This is a genomic window from Mechercharimyces sp. CAU 1602, from assembly GCF_024753565.1.
In the GTDB taxonomy this organism is placed as follows: Bacteria; Bacillota; Bacilli; order Thermoactinomycetales; family JANTPT01; genus Mechercharimyces.
In genome coordinates this window covers 134062-150548 of record NZ_JANTPT010000003.1, presented here as the reverse complement: position 1 = coordinate 150548, position 16487 = coordinate 134062, and the positions used below count along the sequence as shown (strand labels likewise).

The 16487-nt window shown below is 46.4% G+C and carries 16 protein-coding genes; 1 reads left to right on the top strand and 15 read right to left on the bottom strand.

Translation table 11 applies throughout. The annotated features are described in order from the left end of the window. Nucleotides 1–156 precede the first annotated feature (156 nt). A complete protein-coding gene (locus NXZ84_RS13260) occupies nt 157–570 on the top strand; it encodes a DUF1573 domain-containing protein (RefSeq protein ID WP_258840814.1) in 414 nt (137 codons plus the stop codon). A gap of 139 nt (nt 571–709) precedes the next feature. Here NXZ84_RS13260 and pssA read toward each other — a convergent pair whose 3' ends face one another. The 15 genes from pssA to lysA all read right to left on the bottom strand — a co-directional run bounded on the left by pssA (nt 710) and on the right by lysA (nt 16481). Beyond that, nucleotides 710–1420 (bottom strand): CDP-diacylglycerol--serine O-phosphatidyltransferase, encoded by a 711-nt coding sequence (pssA, locus tag NXZ84_RS13255; protein WP_258840813.1) that lies wholly within the window; start codon nt 1418–1420, stop codon nt 710–712. Between the two features lie 166 nt (nt 1421–1586). Continuing rightward, a complete protein-coding gene (gene disA, locus NXZ84_RS13250) occupies nt 1587–2675 on the bottom strand; it encodes a DNA integrity scanning diadenylate cyclase DisA (RefSeq protein WP_258840812.1) in 1089 nt (362 codons plus the stop codon). A gap of 4 nt (nt 2676–2679) precedes the next feature. After that, nucleotides 2680–4050, bottom strand: a complete 1371-nt coding sequence (radA, locus tag NXZ84_RS13245) for a DNA repair protein RadA (RefSeq protein ID WP_258840811.1) — start codon at nt 4048–4050, stop codon at nt 2680–2682. 229 nt (nt 4051–4279) lie between these two features. Then, on the bottom strand, nt 4280–5560 hold the full coding sequence (locus NXZ84_RS13240; protein ID WP_258840809.1) for a M16 family metallopeptidase: 1281 nt from the start codon (nt 5558–5560) through the stop codon (nt 4280–4282). Then, nucleotides 5553–6788 carry a peptidase M16 family protein gene (locus NXZ84_RS13235; protein WP_258840808.1) on the bottom strand — a complete coding sequence of 412 codons (1236 nt, stop codon included), beginning with the start codon at nt 6786–6788 and terminating at the stop codon, nt 5553–5555. The genes NXZ84_RS13240 and NXZ84_RS13235 overlap by 8 nt, the downstream gene beginning before the upstream one ends. 17 nt (nt 6789–6805) lie before the next feature. Further along, nucleotides 6806–7783 (bottom strand): hypothetical protein, encoded by a 978-nt coding sequence (locus NXZ84_RS13230; protein ID WP_258840807.1) that lies wholly within the window; start codon nt 7781–7783, stop codon nt 6806–6808. Beyond that, complete coding sequence (locus NXZ84_RS13225; protein ID WP_258840806.1) at nt 7780–8889, bottom strand: arginase family protein; 1110 nt, start codon at nt 8887–8889, stop codon at nt 7780–7782. Before NXZ84_RS13225 ends, NXZ84_RS13230 begins: the two co-directional genes overlap by 4 nt. Nucleotides 8890–8909: 20 nt before the next feature. Further along, a complete protein-coding gene (locus NXZ84_RS13220) occupies nt 8910–10289 on the bottom strand; it encodes an MATE family efflux transporter (protein WP_258840805.1) in 1380 nt (459 codons plus the stop codon). Nucleotides 10290–10316: 27 nt separating this feature from the next. Beyond that, complete coding sequence (locus NXZ84_RS13215) at nt 10317–11258, bottom strand: hypothetical protein (RefSeq protein WP_258840804.1); 942 nt, start codon at nt 11256–11258, stop codon at nt 10317–10319. Further along, the gene (locus NXZ84_RS13210) at nt 11251–12435 is read right to left on the bottom strand and encodes an acyl-CoA dehydrogenase family protein (RefSeq protein ID WP_258840803.1); all 1185 of its coding nucleotides are present in this window, start codon (nt 12433–12435) and stop codon (nt 11251–11253) included. Before NXZ84_RS13210 ends, NXZ84_RS13215 begins: the two co-directional genes overlap by 8 nt. Then, nucleotides 12420–13070, bottom strand: a complete 651-nt coding sequence (locus NXZ84_RS13205; protein ID WP_258840802.1) for a hypothetical protein — start codon at nt 13068–13070, stop codon at nt 12420–12422. Before NXZ84_RS13205 ends, NXZ84_RS13210 begins: the two co-directional genes overlap by 16 nt. Next, complete coding sequence (locus NXZ84_RS13200) at nt 13070–14029, bottom strand: 3-oxoacyl-[acyl-carrier-protein] synthase III C-terminal domain-containing protein (protein WP_258840801.1); 960 nt, start codon at nt 14027–14029, stop codon at nt 13070–13072. The genes NXZ84_RS13205 and NXZ84_RS13200 overlap by 1 nt, the downstream gene beginning before the upstream one ends. Nucleotides 14030–14047: 18 nt before the next feature. After that, the gene (locus NXZ84_RS13195) at nt 14048–14902 is read right to left on the bottom strand and encodes a hypothetical protein (protein WP_258840800.1); all 855 of its coding nucleotides are present in this window, start codon (nt 14900–14902) and stop codon (nt 14048–14050) included. After that, the gene (locus NXZ84_RS13190; RefSeq protein ID WP_258840799.1) at nt 14892–15167 is read right to left on the bottom strand and encodes an acyl carrier protein; all 276 of its coding nucleotides are present in this window, start codon (nt 15165–15167) and stop codon (nt 14892–14894) included. The genes NXZ84_RS13195 and NXZ84_RS13190 overlap by 11 nt, the downstream gene beginning before the upstream one ends. 21 nt (nt 15168–15188) lie before the next feature. Further along, nucleotides 15189–16481: a diaminopimelate decarboxylase gene (gene lysA / locus NXZ84_RS13185; protein ID WP_258840798.1), complete on the bottom strand. Its 1293-nt coding sequence runs from the start codon at nt 16479–16481 to the stop codon at nt 15189–15191. Nucleotides 16482–16487: the final 6 nt, after the last annotated feature.

Genomic DNA, 16487 nt, shown 5'->3' with positions numbered 1-16487 from the left:
AAAGGAGGTGTCAACTTTCAAACAAATAATCGTAGCATATGATTCCAGGAAGCGTCAACACTTTTTTTCGTTACATGTGAAAATTTGACACCTAACAGCCTGACCGCTATAATAAAATTAAAGAGAATTTTCTGTCCATAAGAAAGGACGGTCGGAATGGAAGAGAAACAAACCCAGACGGAACAGGCAATCGATCAATTCCAACTTCAAGTATCCGATCTGTTACTCCGCCACCGCAGTCTCCTCGACGTGGTTTCCAAATTTCAAGAGTCTAACGCTCGCACCAATCGAGCTATCATGAAAGCAGTTACTGACTGTGGATGTATTAAAATCCATGCAGATCGTCAGCCTTTTGATGACGCGACCACGATCGAAGAGTGTAAAGAGGGATTTACCTCTCACCTATCAGGGCAACTGTGCAGTAATTGCCGCGATATTGTTAAATCAGAAATGGGTAAGAACTTATTTTATTTAGCAGCCATGTGCAATCTGTTTAAGATTCCACTCAGTGAAGTCATCGCCAGCGAGCAAGAATGTCTAAATACACTCGGGTCGTTCCACTTTCGCTAACCTACACTGCAATCCCCTACTTATGGAGTGAAAATGAATGCCGCCTACCCTTATAAACGATATTTATAAAAAAATGTTCTCATAAAAAAATCCCGGACAGCACCCGTCCAGGATTTTTTCCGTTACATCTAGCCTTACTTTATGGTTTTACTTCTTCTATTCTCTTTTTTTTAGCCCGTCTTCTCCGTTTCATCGAGTGACGAATCCCATAAATCGCATAGAGTGCCAGCGGTATAAATAATAATTTCGGTAATATTTCAGGATACCGAGCTGCTAATGCAGCAAAAAACAAGATGATTAACGGAGCTACCCAGTATGTTTTTTTAGGAATACCTAATCGTTTAAAGTTAGGATATTTCACATTACTGATCATCAAAAAGGATAAAAACAATAGTCCCATTATTAATACTGCAGGATGACTCACTGTATCTTTATACAGTGCCATCGTTGCCAACACTCCGCCTGCAGCGGTAATCGGCAACCCGATAAAATAACCTGGGATCCCAGGGTGAACATTAAAACGAGCCAAGCGAAGCGCTCCGCAAATAGGGAACACTGCTGTCAATATCCATCCCATTACACCTACATCCTGAAAGGCAGCAATATACATAATAATCGCAGGAGCTACTCCAAAAGAAACAATATCCGATAATGAGTCCAACTCTTTTCCAAATTCACTCTGCGTATTTAACAACCTCGCTACTCGTCCATCTAACCCATCCAAAAACATCCCAATAATAACCATTATGGCTCCATAACGCCATTCTCCGTGGAAGGCTAGAATCATCGCCATAATCCCTAAAAAAAGATTCCCAACGGTTAGGATGCTTGGCAATGCGCGCGCCATCATGTAAGAAAGCCTCCTAATATAAACAAAGTAGGGCGTATCCAAACAGGATCTGCCCTTGCCATGATTTCACTCTATATCCAGCACAAGATTAATAAATTCCCGTACCTAAATATTCACTTACACATATAATTACAGCCATCTAATCAATGTTTATATTCTAGGCTATTTAGATATGTCTGTCAATGAATACTTGCTCCTGAATCCGCTTCAAACCTTCTTTAATCGTACGTGCTCTTACTTCCCCAATTCCCTCCACTTCATCCAGCTCTTCGATCGTCGCCATCATAATGCGAGGCAGGGATTCAAAGCGTCCGATCAAGTTTTGAATAATCGACTGAGGTAGACGTGGTATTTTATGCAGAATACGATACCCTCGCGGTGATACTGTCTCTTCTGGAATATTAGTACCAAAGGGAAATCCTAATGCCTTTACTATGTGTCCGTGATCAAGCAATTCATCTTGCGAAAGCTGCTTAAGTCGATGTAACACTTCTCGAGGTGCCGGTGTTGCAGATTGGAAAGAGTAATCTTTGATCAGCGATACAGTCTCTTCTTCTACCTTATCAACCAATTCATCCAACTGCATTTTGATTAGGCGTCCTTCCGTCCCCAATTCATGGATATAGCTTTCAATCTCCCCTTTAATGCGCAGTACCATCTCCACTCGTTGCATCACCATCGCTACTTCATTTAGGGTAACCAACTCTTCAAATTCGAGGGCACTCAAATTGGTAGTAGATTGATCCAACACAGATTTATATTTATCCAGGGTTTGAATTGCTTGGTTTGCCTTCGTCAAAATAACCCCAATATCTTTGAGGGCATATCGAAAATGACCTTGGTACAATGTAATGATGCTTCGCCTTTGTGAAATGGATATGACCAGTTTACCTGTCTGCCTCGCTGTTCGCTGAGCGGTGCGATGACGAATCCCTGTCTCTGTCGAAGGAATGGTGGAGCTAGGAACCAACTGCGCATTAGCATACAAAATTCGGCGACCATCATTGCTCAAAATAATGGCACCATCCATCTTCGCCAATTCATATAGGTGTGCAGGTGTAAAGGGAGAATCGATATGAAAGCCACCATCAACTAACTCACTTACACACTCATCATACCCCATCACGATCAATGCTCCTGTTTTTGCACCCAGAACATTATCCAATCCTTCACGAAACGGGGTTCCTGGTGCTACTAGCCGTAAAATCTCACTAACAAACGTATTTCGACGTTCTGCAGCCGCATCTTCTTTCACCCTGTCACCCTCCTAATCCCACATCCAATGCCTCTTCAACTGTATGCACACCAATAATCTTCATCCCGCTAGGGGGATCCCAGCCGCGTTGGTCTTTCGCTGGTATAATCGCCCTCGTAAAACCCATCTGCTTCGCTTCCGCCATGCGCTGTTCCATCCGAGATACACTACGCACTTCACCCGTTAAACCAACCTCACCTACAAAGAGATCTTTGGCACCGGTAGGACGATTACGAAAGCTAGAAGCAATGCTGATAGCTACCGCTAGATCAATCGCAGGTTCATCCAGCCTCATTCCACCGACGATATTGACGTACGTATCTTGATTTTGCAAAAACATCTCCAGACGTTTCTCTAGAACTGCTAGAATCATCGCCAAACGCTGATGATCTACCCCCGAGGCCATGCGTTTGGGTGAGGGAAAGCTGGTAGGTGCCACCAACGCTTGCAGTTCAACCAAAACAGGCCGAGTACCTTCCATGCTTGCAGAAACTGCTGAGCCTGCCACTCCATGTGGTCGCTGTGACAGGAACATCTCTGAAGGATTGGCTACTTCCACCAAGCCTTGGTTTCGCATTTCAAAAAGTCCGATCTCATTGGTCGAACCAAAGCGGTTTTTTACCGCTCGCAGCACACGGTACGTCTGATGACGCTCTCCTTCAAAATAAAGAACACAGTCCACCATGTGTTCCAACAAACGAGGTCCTGCAATCGCTCCCGCTTTTGTCACATGTCCAACAATGATAATGGCGATGCCACGCTCCTTGGCGATTCGCATCAGTCGTCCCGTACACTCACGCACTTGGGCCACACTGCCAGGAGCAGAGGTAACATCCGCTTGATAAATCGTCTGAATGGAGTCGATCACCACCAAGCCGGGCTTTTGCTCATTTACCATCCCTTCAATTCGATCGAGATCCGTTTCCGCCGCCACCCATAAATTCGCATCTAGCGCCTGTAGCCGATCCGCCCGCAGTCGTGTTTGTTCTGTCGACTCTTCACCTGATACATATAAGACGGACGTCCCCTTCTCTGCTAAGCGATGAGATGCTTGCAATAACAGCGTCGATTTCCCAATACCTGGATCTCCCCCTACCAATATGAGCGATCCCGGCACCAGTCCACCGCCTAATACTCGGTTTAATTCAGCAATTCCCATATCGGAGCGTTCCTCTTTAGAACGACCCACTGTGGTGATCGGGATCGCTTGCGCTGCCTGAAAAGGCGTACTCCTCTGTGTTCTCCCCACACGCCCCATCACCGCTTGCTCTTCTACCAACGTGTTCCACGAATCACATCCTGGACAGCGTCCCATCCACTTGGCAGATTCATATCCACATTCTTGGCAGGCAAACTTGGTCTTCGTTTTCGCCACACCTGTAGCTCCTTTTTCTGGTTGTACTCTTCTTTCCATTATATCAGATTGGAACAAAAACCCCTAGGCGCCCCTAACATCACAGCCTGCTTAAAAGAAAACAAAACGAACAAACTCACCCTATCTACCAATAAAGAAGGGTTCGCTCGCCCGCTCACAACCTTAATTCTCTCATATACATTTATCGACCTTATGCGCTTGGGGAGAGCCATACCATCTCCCTATACTCTTACCCCTTTTCCACGACCGCTACACGCAGTCCTTCTATTTTACAGTGAGATTGAATCCATGCTTCTACATCTGATATAGTCACACTCTTCAGTATAGCAAGACGCTTCCATTCCATCATCTGTTGCATCATACCGTGTGCCAGCGTTATACTATAGTGACGTAAATCATCAGCGGCAAGAAGGTGCTTGCCTGCACGCCTCTCCTTCGCCCGCTCAATCCTCTCTTCCGCCAGCCCCAGATGACTTACTTCCACCAGTCTCTCCTTGATTTGGTCAACGACCATCTGAGGGTTAGCCGTCACCCCTCCTAAGGAAGAATAAGCACATCCCCGTATAGCTTTACTCTCCCAATTAAAGTGATCACCAATCACACCCTGTTCAAATAGAGACTGATAAAATTCTGATTCTTTCCCCCAAAGTGCTTCCAACGCCACTTCCGCTATCGACAAGTAGCGTAATAAGAGCTCCCCTGCCAACGGAACACCTTGCTCCATAAACCCCACCTTAAGGAAGGGCAGTGGGACGGGCCTGCTTTCAACCACCACTCCGCCCTTACCTGATGAATAAAACTCCCATCTCTTCTCAGTCGGAATAACTTCCTCTCTCCTACTATCCTCAGCGGGAATGCTTTCAAAGTCACCCAATCGAGCATGTACCTCATCTGATGTCACATTCCCAACCAGAACCAACTTCATCCGCTCGGCTCGATAAAAAATGTCAAAACATTGTTGCAACAGTGGAGCTGATACATCAGCGACACTCCGGGTCGTACCCGCAATATCTACCGTTAACGGATGTCCAGATGGAAAGAGGGCACGCTTTAACAATTGATCCACTACTACGTTACCTTGCTCCTGATACATCTCGATTTCATGTGAGATGACACGTCGTTCTCGCCGCATAATAAACTCCGTTACAGTAAGCTGCTCTTCCTCCGCAATCGCCAACAATGGGACGATCGCTTGCTGCCATTCCCTCGTTGTCGCTACCTGATAGCAAGTTAGCCAGTGCGATGTCACTGCATGTGTATCCCCCTCCATCCCAATATTAGATAAAAATTGATGATAAACAAGATGCTCTAAAAAGTGAGCTGTACCGAAGGGGAGACGGAGTCGACCATCGCCTTTTCTAGAAACATACTGCTCCATCGCCCCCATCCCAATAGCTAAGGTAGCATACGTGCGCATACACCCTGTCAACGGAACAACCAATACTTCCATTCCCATCGCTGTGCGGAAGCTTTCGATCGCAGGATGAGAAGTAAAAGCGGGTTTAACCATCTCCTTTCCCCTCCTTTGTCATTCCAACCTGAATTGCCGCCAGCTGAAGACGTGTGGCCACACGTGTACAATCCCCTATCGTCATTATCTCCAATCTCTTCCTTGCGCTCTCATCGCTCGGAATACTTCCACTCAACCACCCGTGTAAACTAACCTCAGCACATACCTGGGGAACGTCCATTCCATAACGAATATAATGCTGAATCGACTGTATAGACTCATACCATAAAGAACGAGACCACTTCCCCTTCTTCATCTCCATCAACACCTGCTTACTCTCATCGATCGCTTCTTCCACTTCTCCCGCTTTCACTCGCATGTGGATCCAACCTATTTCTAGAAGAGGATCTGCTTCGCATGAGAGTGCATAAAGAAATCCCTTCTGTTCACGCAAACGTATACGTAATTGAGTGCGTAATCGATTCATCACCACCAACAACGGGAAATAGTCAGCGTCTGCAAAGCGAATACCCGTCCATATTGCTGCCGTAATCGGAACCGTATCCACCTGACAGTTCCCACGGTAGATAGGAACAGCTTCTCCAGAAGGGAGACTGCGCGCAAACGACCTTCCCTTCTTTCTAACTGTGCCTTCCTGATCTAATTTATGCTCATGTAACCACTGCTCTATCTTCTCTACTTCCGCACCTAATACATGTAAATGATAAGGAGCATAGCGATACACCTCATCTAATACCTGATTCATCTCATCTATCGTTAAGGAAAGTAATTCTTCTATTTTTCCCCAGCGCGCTAAAGAATGTTCTTCTCCCACAACTGTAGCCATGCACTGCCTTATTCTCCTTTGTTCTTCGTCACTTTGCTCCATCTGAATGCGGCTGGCATGAATATGTACCTGCCGTCGAAAAAACTCATCCTTTTTCCACGCTTCATCCTTCCACACCCGTACAGTTAAGAGATGCAATGCTTTTTTCAATAGAGATCGCTCAAACCAAAGGTATGCTTCATTCGGAGAAGTAACCTGTAGCTGTAACAGTTGTGTTCTCCCTTTCCGCAAAACCCTTCCCGTCAGCTCCGCTCCACACATCTGATATAGTTCTGCCTTCACCTCGGTAGACACTAAGAGAGATGATAAGAGAGCAAACCTTGTCTCCTCTATTCCTATCTCATTAGCAATCGTCAACGTTACATAATCCGCCTTTAAAAAAGGGATAGTCTGTAGATGAGTAACCGCAGCTTCACACGAAACATCTTCCCTCACCTTCATCTTTCCTCCCCCTGCCCTTACTTTGGTGACAGCTGATATACTTGTCCCGTCTCCACATCTAAACCAAGACCCTCTTTTCCAACTTGTTGCGTTACCCACTTGATTCGCTTGGTGTCCATGTTTTCATTTCCAACACTTACATCTTGCCACGCCACCACTTGCTCATGATGGCGATCCCAAAATCGCCACTGCCACGGATAGCGGAGTAGTTCTTCTCGTACAACTGCAAATGAATCATCACACGCCTTCTCAATTTGTCCAGCCAGCTGTTGAGGTGGGTGGAATACGATTCGGGAATGGAAGTCCTCTGTCATCGACATCACCACCAGCGAAACTTTCTTCTGGGCCCGTGCCAAAATGCGAAACACCCCACTTCGTGTTTCAATTATGGAGGTGAGCCACTTCGTTCGCAGCGTATGCTGATCAGCATTTACTCCCTTTTGCCCATCTAATTTCAAACAAAACGCTCCCCCTCGACGTAAATGTTGAAACAGCTTTAGTCCGATTAATTGGTCTTCTGCATTTATCAACTGAATATTCCGAATATCTCTTAAGCGCTCCCACATCTCCCACTTCTGTTCATGATTAAACTGCTCACGATCAACCACCTGATAAAAGGGTAACTCCCACTCGGCCAACATGGCACGTCCTATTGCAATCGCTTCAAGATGATGTCGAACGAACCCCGTATGCCAGGTGAGAAAAGCTCCCCCCTCCTGCAAGATTTGTTGGCGATGTTCCGCACCCACAACCTCATCCCATCCACCAAACAGTGCTGGTTGTTCTCGAATACGATCCAGCATTTGAGCAAAAGCCAGATAATCCACCCATACCTTCTCTGGACAGAAGCGCTGTTGTAGCGGTAATAACTCCTTAGTGATATTCATCAAAGCGAAGAAGTAACCGAGCGTAATTCCCCCGTTCTCCCGCAGCTGTCGCGCAATCTCAGCGTGAACTTTCTCTTGTTCTGCTTCAAATAGATTTTGTAGTTTCACCCTCTCCGCTCCTCTCTTTTTCCTTCATACTGCTTCAATACAGAATATCTTCTCTTGATCCCGTCCAAGAGATGAGCGAACACTTGCACTGCCATCTCATACGCTATCGGAACTTTCCCTTCGATAAGAACCCCTTGTCCCTCTACCATATCTACCCCCAGCAAAGGGGCTCTCATCTGAAAGACAGATTGTAAACATAGTCGCACTTGCTCCCAAGTAGGGCCATTAGCAACTGGATAATCCACTAAGGGAAACTGACTCGGGTCCAAACAATCCATATCAAAGGTAACGTAATGAACCGCACGAGGGTGCTTCCCCATCAATTCATACAACACCGATTCAATCGTTTCCGGCTTCATCTTTTTAGCAGAGATTTGCCTCAGTTTAGGATGTTCACACCACTGCCCCCACGATCGAACTCCACGCACGCCCAATTGTACAATCGCCGCGATTCGCTCATCTGCCAACAAATGACGGATAAAGTTAGCATGATTCACTTCGTCTGCTAACAGAGGCGTTGTGCCGCAGTCATGATGGGCATCGAAATCAATCACGATAAGCGGCTCTTCGATATACGCCAACTCTTGTTGAATCACATGATACGTGAGCGAATGATCTCCGCCTAACGAAAACAAGATCTGCTGCTCTTCCAGCACCTTCTGCACCACTTCAGCCAGTGTAGACATCGGCTCTTCTGGTTGGCCCAGTTGAAGCGTACCCCAATCCTCAAACAGAAGGCCAGAAAAAAGAGATCCACCATCATCTAAGTCTCTTATCCCTGAAGCAAACTTCTCATCAAGTCGTGCCCATACGGGCTTCTGCCCAGTCTGTACACGTAACAGCTCGCCAAATTGTGCTACGGTTGATCCCTCCGCACATGACCCTTTTGCATACGGAATATCAAGAATCACAACCTGCGCTCGCGGATGCCCCACCATCGGTGCAAACCGAAAGCACGGATGCATAGGAGCTTTAACATGACAAAGCCTCGGCGGCGAGCGCCTTTGTAAACTCGGATCATCATCTAATTTATAAAAGTGGGTGACCGCTTCATCGGCACCCACATACCCACCTTCTACTTCTTGCCAAACATAAACGGGTTTCATCCGTGTTCCTCCTCCGCCACTCATGCCCCTGACACCATTTCTTTCTCTTCACCTTCCTGACGAGAAACACTAAACTCCGCATGCATGAGACGATATCCATAATACAAGCCGGATATGCCGATTAGGTTACAAAAGGCGACCGTCCAATAGAATGAGCTCACATCATTCGTCCAGGTTGTTACCGCCCAACCGAGGAGCGCGATGAGAAGAAAATAAGTAAGATTCATCCCGAGTGCTTTCATTCCTTTCCCCATCTGTTCCAATGTGATCAACGTCGTCAACATTGGACCCATAAAGAGATAAGTAGGAGCCACAATCGCCAAATAGCCCACAGCATATGGTAAAAAAACCTCCCGATCAGCAGCGCGAAAGAAGACAGAAGCAAGTGGTTCCCGCAGTAGGAAGACGAAGAGGGACAGCGGGAGGTAGAAATAGAATGCCTGCAAGATCCCTTTTTTATAAACAGCAAACACTCGCTCCAACTTCCCTGATCCTAAGTTTTGATTCATCACAATGCCCATTGCCGATCCCAATAAAATGCCTGGTATAATCACAAGGGTTTGGATGCTATACGCCGCACCATAACCACCTACGGCTACATCACCAAACGACTCCATGATCAGGTTAAATAACAATAACCCCAAGGTGATAGAGCAATACGATAGGAAAACAGGCACGCCAACCCCACGTAAAATCGCTGTCACCATCTCATCTTTTCCTCGTATCCCTCGCGGAAATCCGATCGGAATCTCTTTTAGCCATACTATATAGCTATAGCTAGCGATAAACTGAAGACTACTAGTAATGAGAAACGCCAGCACAATCCCTTGCAATCCCATGCCACGTACAAGAATAAAATAATACATCAGCGCAATATTGAGTACGGAACCCATAACTGCAATAAACGAGGCGATGTTCACTTTTCCGAGTGCACGTAGGCTAGCTGCGATCACAATATTCATCACTACAATCAGTTCCACCACAACCATCCCACTGACGAAGCGTTGAAAAAGTCCTGCATATGCTGCATCAACACCGAAAAAGGTTGTTAGTAACGGCAGTGTTACGATGATTAGCACTCCAAACATTCCCATAAGCAATAAGCCAAAAAACAGGAAGCGGTAAAAGCTTTGAGCGATCTGTTTTTGTTGACCCGCCCCTTTTCGCTTTGCCAGCACCACTTGTGTCGACAACTGCATCGCTTCTAGCAATGCTGTCATAAAGAAAGAGATCGGCAAATAGAAGCCGCGTATATTTACTGCCTCTCCCCCCACTTGTCCAATAAAAACCGCTTGTGAAACTACCATAACTACGTTGACGATGGAAGCAATCAACATTGGAATAAATGTAAGATATAAAAGTTTTGTTATATTGCCATGCACATAATCCAGTCTTCCCATCGACTCCATCCTCTCTTCTCTCTCTCGTTATATCCACGCATCACTCATCCGTGGACGCGCTTGCACCAACAGCTGTATCATTGAATAGGTATGAAGCCGATCAAAGGAAAGGAGTAACACGCGATCACCAACCCTAATCACATTCTGCGTTAACCCTTCTGCTAACGTGATCCAAACATCCGTGCATTGTAAGTTATGATCAATCTGATGCTGACGTACAAACAGCTTCTCATCTTCTACTACCTGTGTAGAAAAAGCCTGCTGAATAACAACCCAATCAACCTCATCTCGCTCTGCCTCCACGATCCGCTTCACCTGCTGTATCCAATCTTCCCATGCGGGTAAAATTCGTTTGTTCTGCATCACCCCACGCTTATGCTGCTCTAAAATTATCGTTTCCCCGTCCTTTGATAGAGAGAGCGCGACCGTTGCATCTCCAAGCGGAAGCGCTGGAGGGGGCGCGAATCGGTGTGGGAGGAAAAACTGTTGCTCACTGAGAAGTAGAACTCCTGTTTCACCTTCAGCTAGCGTCCAATCCGCGACACGTACCCCTTCCGTTGAGGCTACCTCTCCTAAATGCGACAAACCGAGTGCGATGCGCGGTCTTTTTTTCCAGTATTCTAAAAGCCGTGCCAGCATGGGATTCGCAGAGAGGCGAGTATAAAACGAATGCGCTACTAACAACACTTGTGCAGACGTCATTCTCCCCGGTGGCAGTATCCCCTCTAAAGAGGAGAGTGTACACAGTGAAACTTCTTCATGTGAGACCCTTCTTCCTTCCACTCTGATCGACTGCGTCGGCAATTGATGCCATGAACGCTGGTGATAATAACACTCCGCATCGTAGTGCAACTGCATTTCATAGAAATCATCAGGCGGAACCGTATCATGCTGATATCTGTCTGCTTTCACACGTGTAAGTGCTAATGCATCAATGCTTATGCGGTTTTGTTTCTGCTCCCTATACATGTTGCATCTTCCCACTCATAAAGGCCTGAAACACAGTCTGTTTTTGTATATGCGACGTCCCCTCCATAAACTCACATGCACGTGCATCACGATACCATTTGTATAAACAAGGGTGCTCGTAGATCGAACCAGCTCCCATCAACATAAGCGCTGAATCTGTCATCCTTTCTGCCAATGAAGATGCCTGTACTTTCGCCACCGAGGCATAATGGCCATTACGAGGGTTCGCATCCACTTCCTCTGCCGCTCGCCGAATTAGTTGCCGTACAGATATAAGCTCTAACTCCAAGTTTTGTAGTGTAGTTTTCTCCGCTTCCAACCACTGACGGCGCTGTTCATATACATAGTCATACGCAGCTTGCGCAATCCCTAATGCTGCAGCTGCAATGCTAGGACGCATCTTGTTAAAGGTGGTAACAGCCCCCATCATTCCTCGCTTCATCGGGCGTAAATGACGACCGACCACTTGCTCCTCAGCGATGTGACAATGAGTAAAAGTTAAACGGCTAAGACCTGCTGCGCGCACCCCCCATGTCTCCAATGAATCTGCTTTAAATCCCTCTAGGTGATTTGTTTCTACCAGTACCACCTCGATCCCGAGAGGACCTGATGTTTTGCGGGCGAACACAACGCCCACATCTGCTCTCGCACCATTACCAATAAACATTTTCTCCCCATGTAGGCGATATCCGTCTCCTACTTGTTCCTTCGTCAACCGAGTTTCCATCCCCATCGGATCAGAACCATAACCTGGCTCAGTCAAAGCGAAAAAAGTCCAAGTCGGCTTCTCCACTAAGCGTGTATAGTAACGATCCTGTTGCTCTTCATCTGCTAAGTCCTGAATCACCATCCCTGACAAAGACGGGCCTGGACAAGCGAGAGTAACGCCAAAATCACCATATGCCAATTTTTCAAAAGAGCGCACCCGCTCCTGACAGGTAAGTCCATAAAACAAGGTTCCATCTGCCGTTTTTACTGGTTCATCGTTGTAGTCAGGAGGAAGCATCTGTTTGCGATAGATCCGAAGCGGCTCTTCTTCCACCACTGTAGCGATCATCTCCGGCTCCCTTTCCAACTCCATCCCGATTTGACGGAAGCGTTGAGAGATAACGGTTAATTGCTCCTCGTATTCCTTCCAAGCAGCTGTCGATACCATCCCTTTCACCTCACTACCCATACGTTATGAATCACGCTGAGCGCATGGCCCCAGCGACTACAGCCGGAACTTATATATCCATGTCCACCCATCAGTTTTAATAACGAGCATACTTGTTGATCCAATCTTGTATGATCAAAGTGACGCAAACGCCTTTGTTCCAAATCGGAAGAAGTAGAATCTCTACTGTACACACATTCCAACAAGATCAAAAAATCAGAAATCAAACTTTTCACCATCTGATGTTGCAACGTAGGTATCCCCTGAGCGCGCCGCTTTTCTAAGTGTTGTTTACACTGCTCCAATACCATCAGCGCCAGCGCAAAGCGCAGATGAAAAACACGCTCTTCCCACCTCTGTTGCCATGCACCTTCCTCTTGCCCCTCCGGCGTATACTCCGACACACCTCTTTGTACCCTATACACTTCGACATGATCTCTTTCCAACCACTGATCAGGCACCCTGTCTAAGTAAGAAAACACCCGTTTTTTCTCCCCCCTCCCTCGACTCAGCAACGTAAAACCGTGGGGAGCATACACTGTCTCCATCCTTTCTTCTTCCCACACACGCAAAATCCCACCCCAAGGTTCTTTTTGCAAATATCGCCACATCCGCATGATTTCTGATTGATTTGTGCGCCTTAATGTTGTTTCCATCAGCCTACTCCTTCCTCTATCACTTCAAAGATAGCGGTACCCACAAAGCAACCCAATCCAACTCCCACCATCATGTACCGATTTCCCGCTTGAAACACAGACTTTGCTAACAGTTGTGCTAAAATGAGCTGGGCATCCGTAGTATAAGTGTGACCCAACTGCGAAATCCATGCGGTCATCACTTTATCTGCTTTCATGCCGCTACGCTCGCTAAAGCGTCGCCATGTGGTGTGATTTACGTTGTGCGGCAAAATGAAATCCACCTCTTCCAGCCCCATCCCAACTTCCCGCAATGTATGCTCCATTCCCTCCATAATATTGGAAAGATAGTCGTGGTTAAATGCTTTCCGATTCTCCTCAGAATCATAGAAGCCACGATGAAAACGTGGATCTGAATGCACAGATGTAAAAAGATAGCGATGGCGAAAACCTGTACGTGTAAGCAGCAGAGCAGTAGCCGAATCACCCATAATCGTAGCTCGAGAAATATAGCGTCCATAAGACAAAAAATTACTCTGATCAGCGGATATTAAAAGCACATTCTCTACCAATTCATCCCGAGCAAAGATGGAATGCGCCAATTGCAATGCAGCAAAAAAAGAAGCACAATTTAGCTGATCCACACCATAACAGGGGACATGTTCCCATCCCTGCACCTCAAGTACTTTATACAGAAGATCGTAGCGGAAGGGTACATGTGTAAACTGAGAATGAGCATAGAGAGCCACATCGATCGAACAGCTTTCCACTTTTGTCTTTAGATCTTCGAGCGCATAGGTGATAGTTTCTTCCAAACGCTGCCCTGACTTCACCATAGGAATTTGGCGCAGTTGGTGAATCCGTTCCAACAAACGCCGTTCGCCCACTCCTGCTCCTACTCCTGCCAAGACCTCTTCTACTGTCTGAAAAGTAGCAGGGATATAGGTTCCTATTCCCTTAATACCAAATGTACCGTTCATCTATCGCCCTCCCCTCCTTTATACCTGATGGGAACGAAAGAGAGCACTGTAATAGAAAGGATGAACATCATCGTAATGCATCCACCACACGTACTCGGGCGCTCCCTTTAATTGCTGGTGCCATGTGATAAAGGGAGCCGTTACCAGGTGCGTATCCGCATCATAATAAACAACAGGCTGATCTACCCAATACAGACACGGTTCCAACGAGCGATGGGCAACGATAACCGCCCGCTCTTCTTTGAGTGAATATTCCAAACTCCAACTAGCAACTGTATCGTTCACCCTTCCCTCTATTCCCTGAGGAGAGTATCGATACATCCTGTCTACTAAGCTCCAACTCTCTTCCTCACTAGCTGTTCGGCTCATAAGCAGAATCGAACCTGCATCCCGTAGTTGCCGATCATGAACATGAGCTATGCGATTAGGAAATGTGGTTTGGTCTAAGGCGATCAAAATTGCCTTTTGACTAGAACCAGTGTAAAAGCGATCCGCAATCACTTGTAATGCCGTCCAACTAGCCGCCATCCCCATATCAGAGATAGCAAAGCCATTAGCCCCTTCCAACTGATATTGATGAATCAAGTGGCAAACAACAGAATCCGTTACATTCACATCTGGAGTGCAGTATGCCAATACCACCAAATCTACACCCTCTAACTTTCCTTGTACAGCCAATGGATCTAATAAAGACTTACTCATCTCTAAAAAAGAGTGGTGTGAGCTCCGTTCCAGCAAGGCCGTATCTACATGCAGACCATGCGGCTGCAACAACTCCTGCTGAAAGCGATGCACGAGCTCATCAAATAGATAGGGACGCTGCTGAGTAAAACAATGATAATCCAGATGCTCCACATAGAGATTAGCCAACATGCTCTGTCACATCTTTAAGATGCGATTCAATATACGTCGCCAACGACCCCACTGTTTCAAAATGGTGCGGTTCTAACGTCTCTGGATCCACATACAAGCCTTCCACTTCATCTTCTAACACCATCAATAATTCCAACACCGACGTGGAATCCAGCGCCAAATCATCAAAAAGAGAGGTCTTCTCTGTGATATGATCCACTTCTTTCATATTTAGCACTTCTTTTAAGGAGCGCTTAATCGCCACAACCACTTGCTCTCTTTTCATATTAACCACCCTTTCTCTGCCTCATCGGCGTGTATTCGCTTCTACTTTCATACCGTCTAGTAAACGTTGTTTGCGCAACATGTCAGCTGTCGTATCCCGTTCTCGAATCAAAAACGCTTCTCCTTTATACACCATCACTTCTGCTGGAAATCCATGACTTAAAAATAAGACTGGAGAAGCGGTCGGTCCATATGCACCCGAATGAAAAAGACCCAGTAAATCCCCCACCTCTACTTCTGGTAACATTACTGCCTTGCCGATCTGATCGTTTGGTGTACAAAGTGGTCCTGTGATGTGATACGAATGCGTGGGGTCACATTGATACTTCTCTACATGTCGGATTGGAAAATTGCGTTTCACGAAAGACCCTATACCCACCGCCGCCATATGACAATGCGTTCCACCATCCACAATTAGAAACGTCTCCCCAAAGGAATCCTTTTTGTAGCGAACACGAGTCACCAATATCCCGCTCATCCCTACCAAATAACGCCCCAATTCCATAATGATACGCGTATGCGGATGGTCTCCCCGAAACGATTCAACCAGTGGATTAAGCTTATTAGCTAAGCTTACTACATCCAGCTCCTGCTCCTGGTCAAAATAAGGAACACCTAATCCTCCTCCAATATCGACCATATCCAGTGTATATCCTAATCTCTGCTCAACTCGGCGGGTCAGAGCAAAGATCTTCTCAGTGTTTTGAGCAATGACATCTGCTTCTAAAATCCGAGTACCCATATAGACGTGTACCCCTAGCATTCGGATATGTCGATACGAACGCACCAATGGCAGTTGCTCCAGTACTTGTTCTTCGTCGATGCCAAATTGACGCGGTTTCCCCCCCATCGTCAACCGGGAGCCTTTAACTGTAAAGGCCGGGTTGATACGCAAAGCCACATCAACGATGCGCCCCCTCTGTTGTGCCAGCCTCTCAATCTGCTCCAGTTCACCAAATGACTCACACACAATGGCATAAATGCCATAGTCGATACAGGCTATCAGCTCAGTCATACTTTTACCTGGTCCTAAAAAAATGATATTTTCTGCAGGTGTACCCGCACGGATCGCTATCTCTAACTCTGTTAATGACGACACTTCAGCTCGTGCACCCAACTGCTGTAGGAGTGCATATACTGATAGATTAGGGTTAGCTTTAAGTGAGTAGAAAAACTCAAACTCATTACTCAAACATTCTTGTAACGAGCGAAATGTATTTACCATCACATGGCCATCATATACATACAAAGGAGTGTCATACTCGTCTGCTAACGCAGAAAGCGACTTTCCCTGCACTCGATATTGCCCATCCATCGTCTT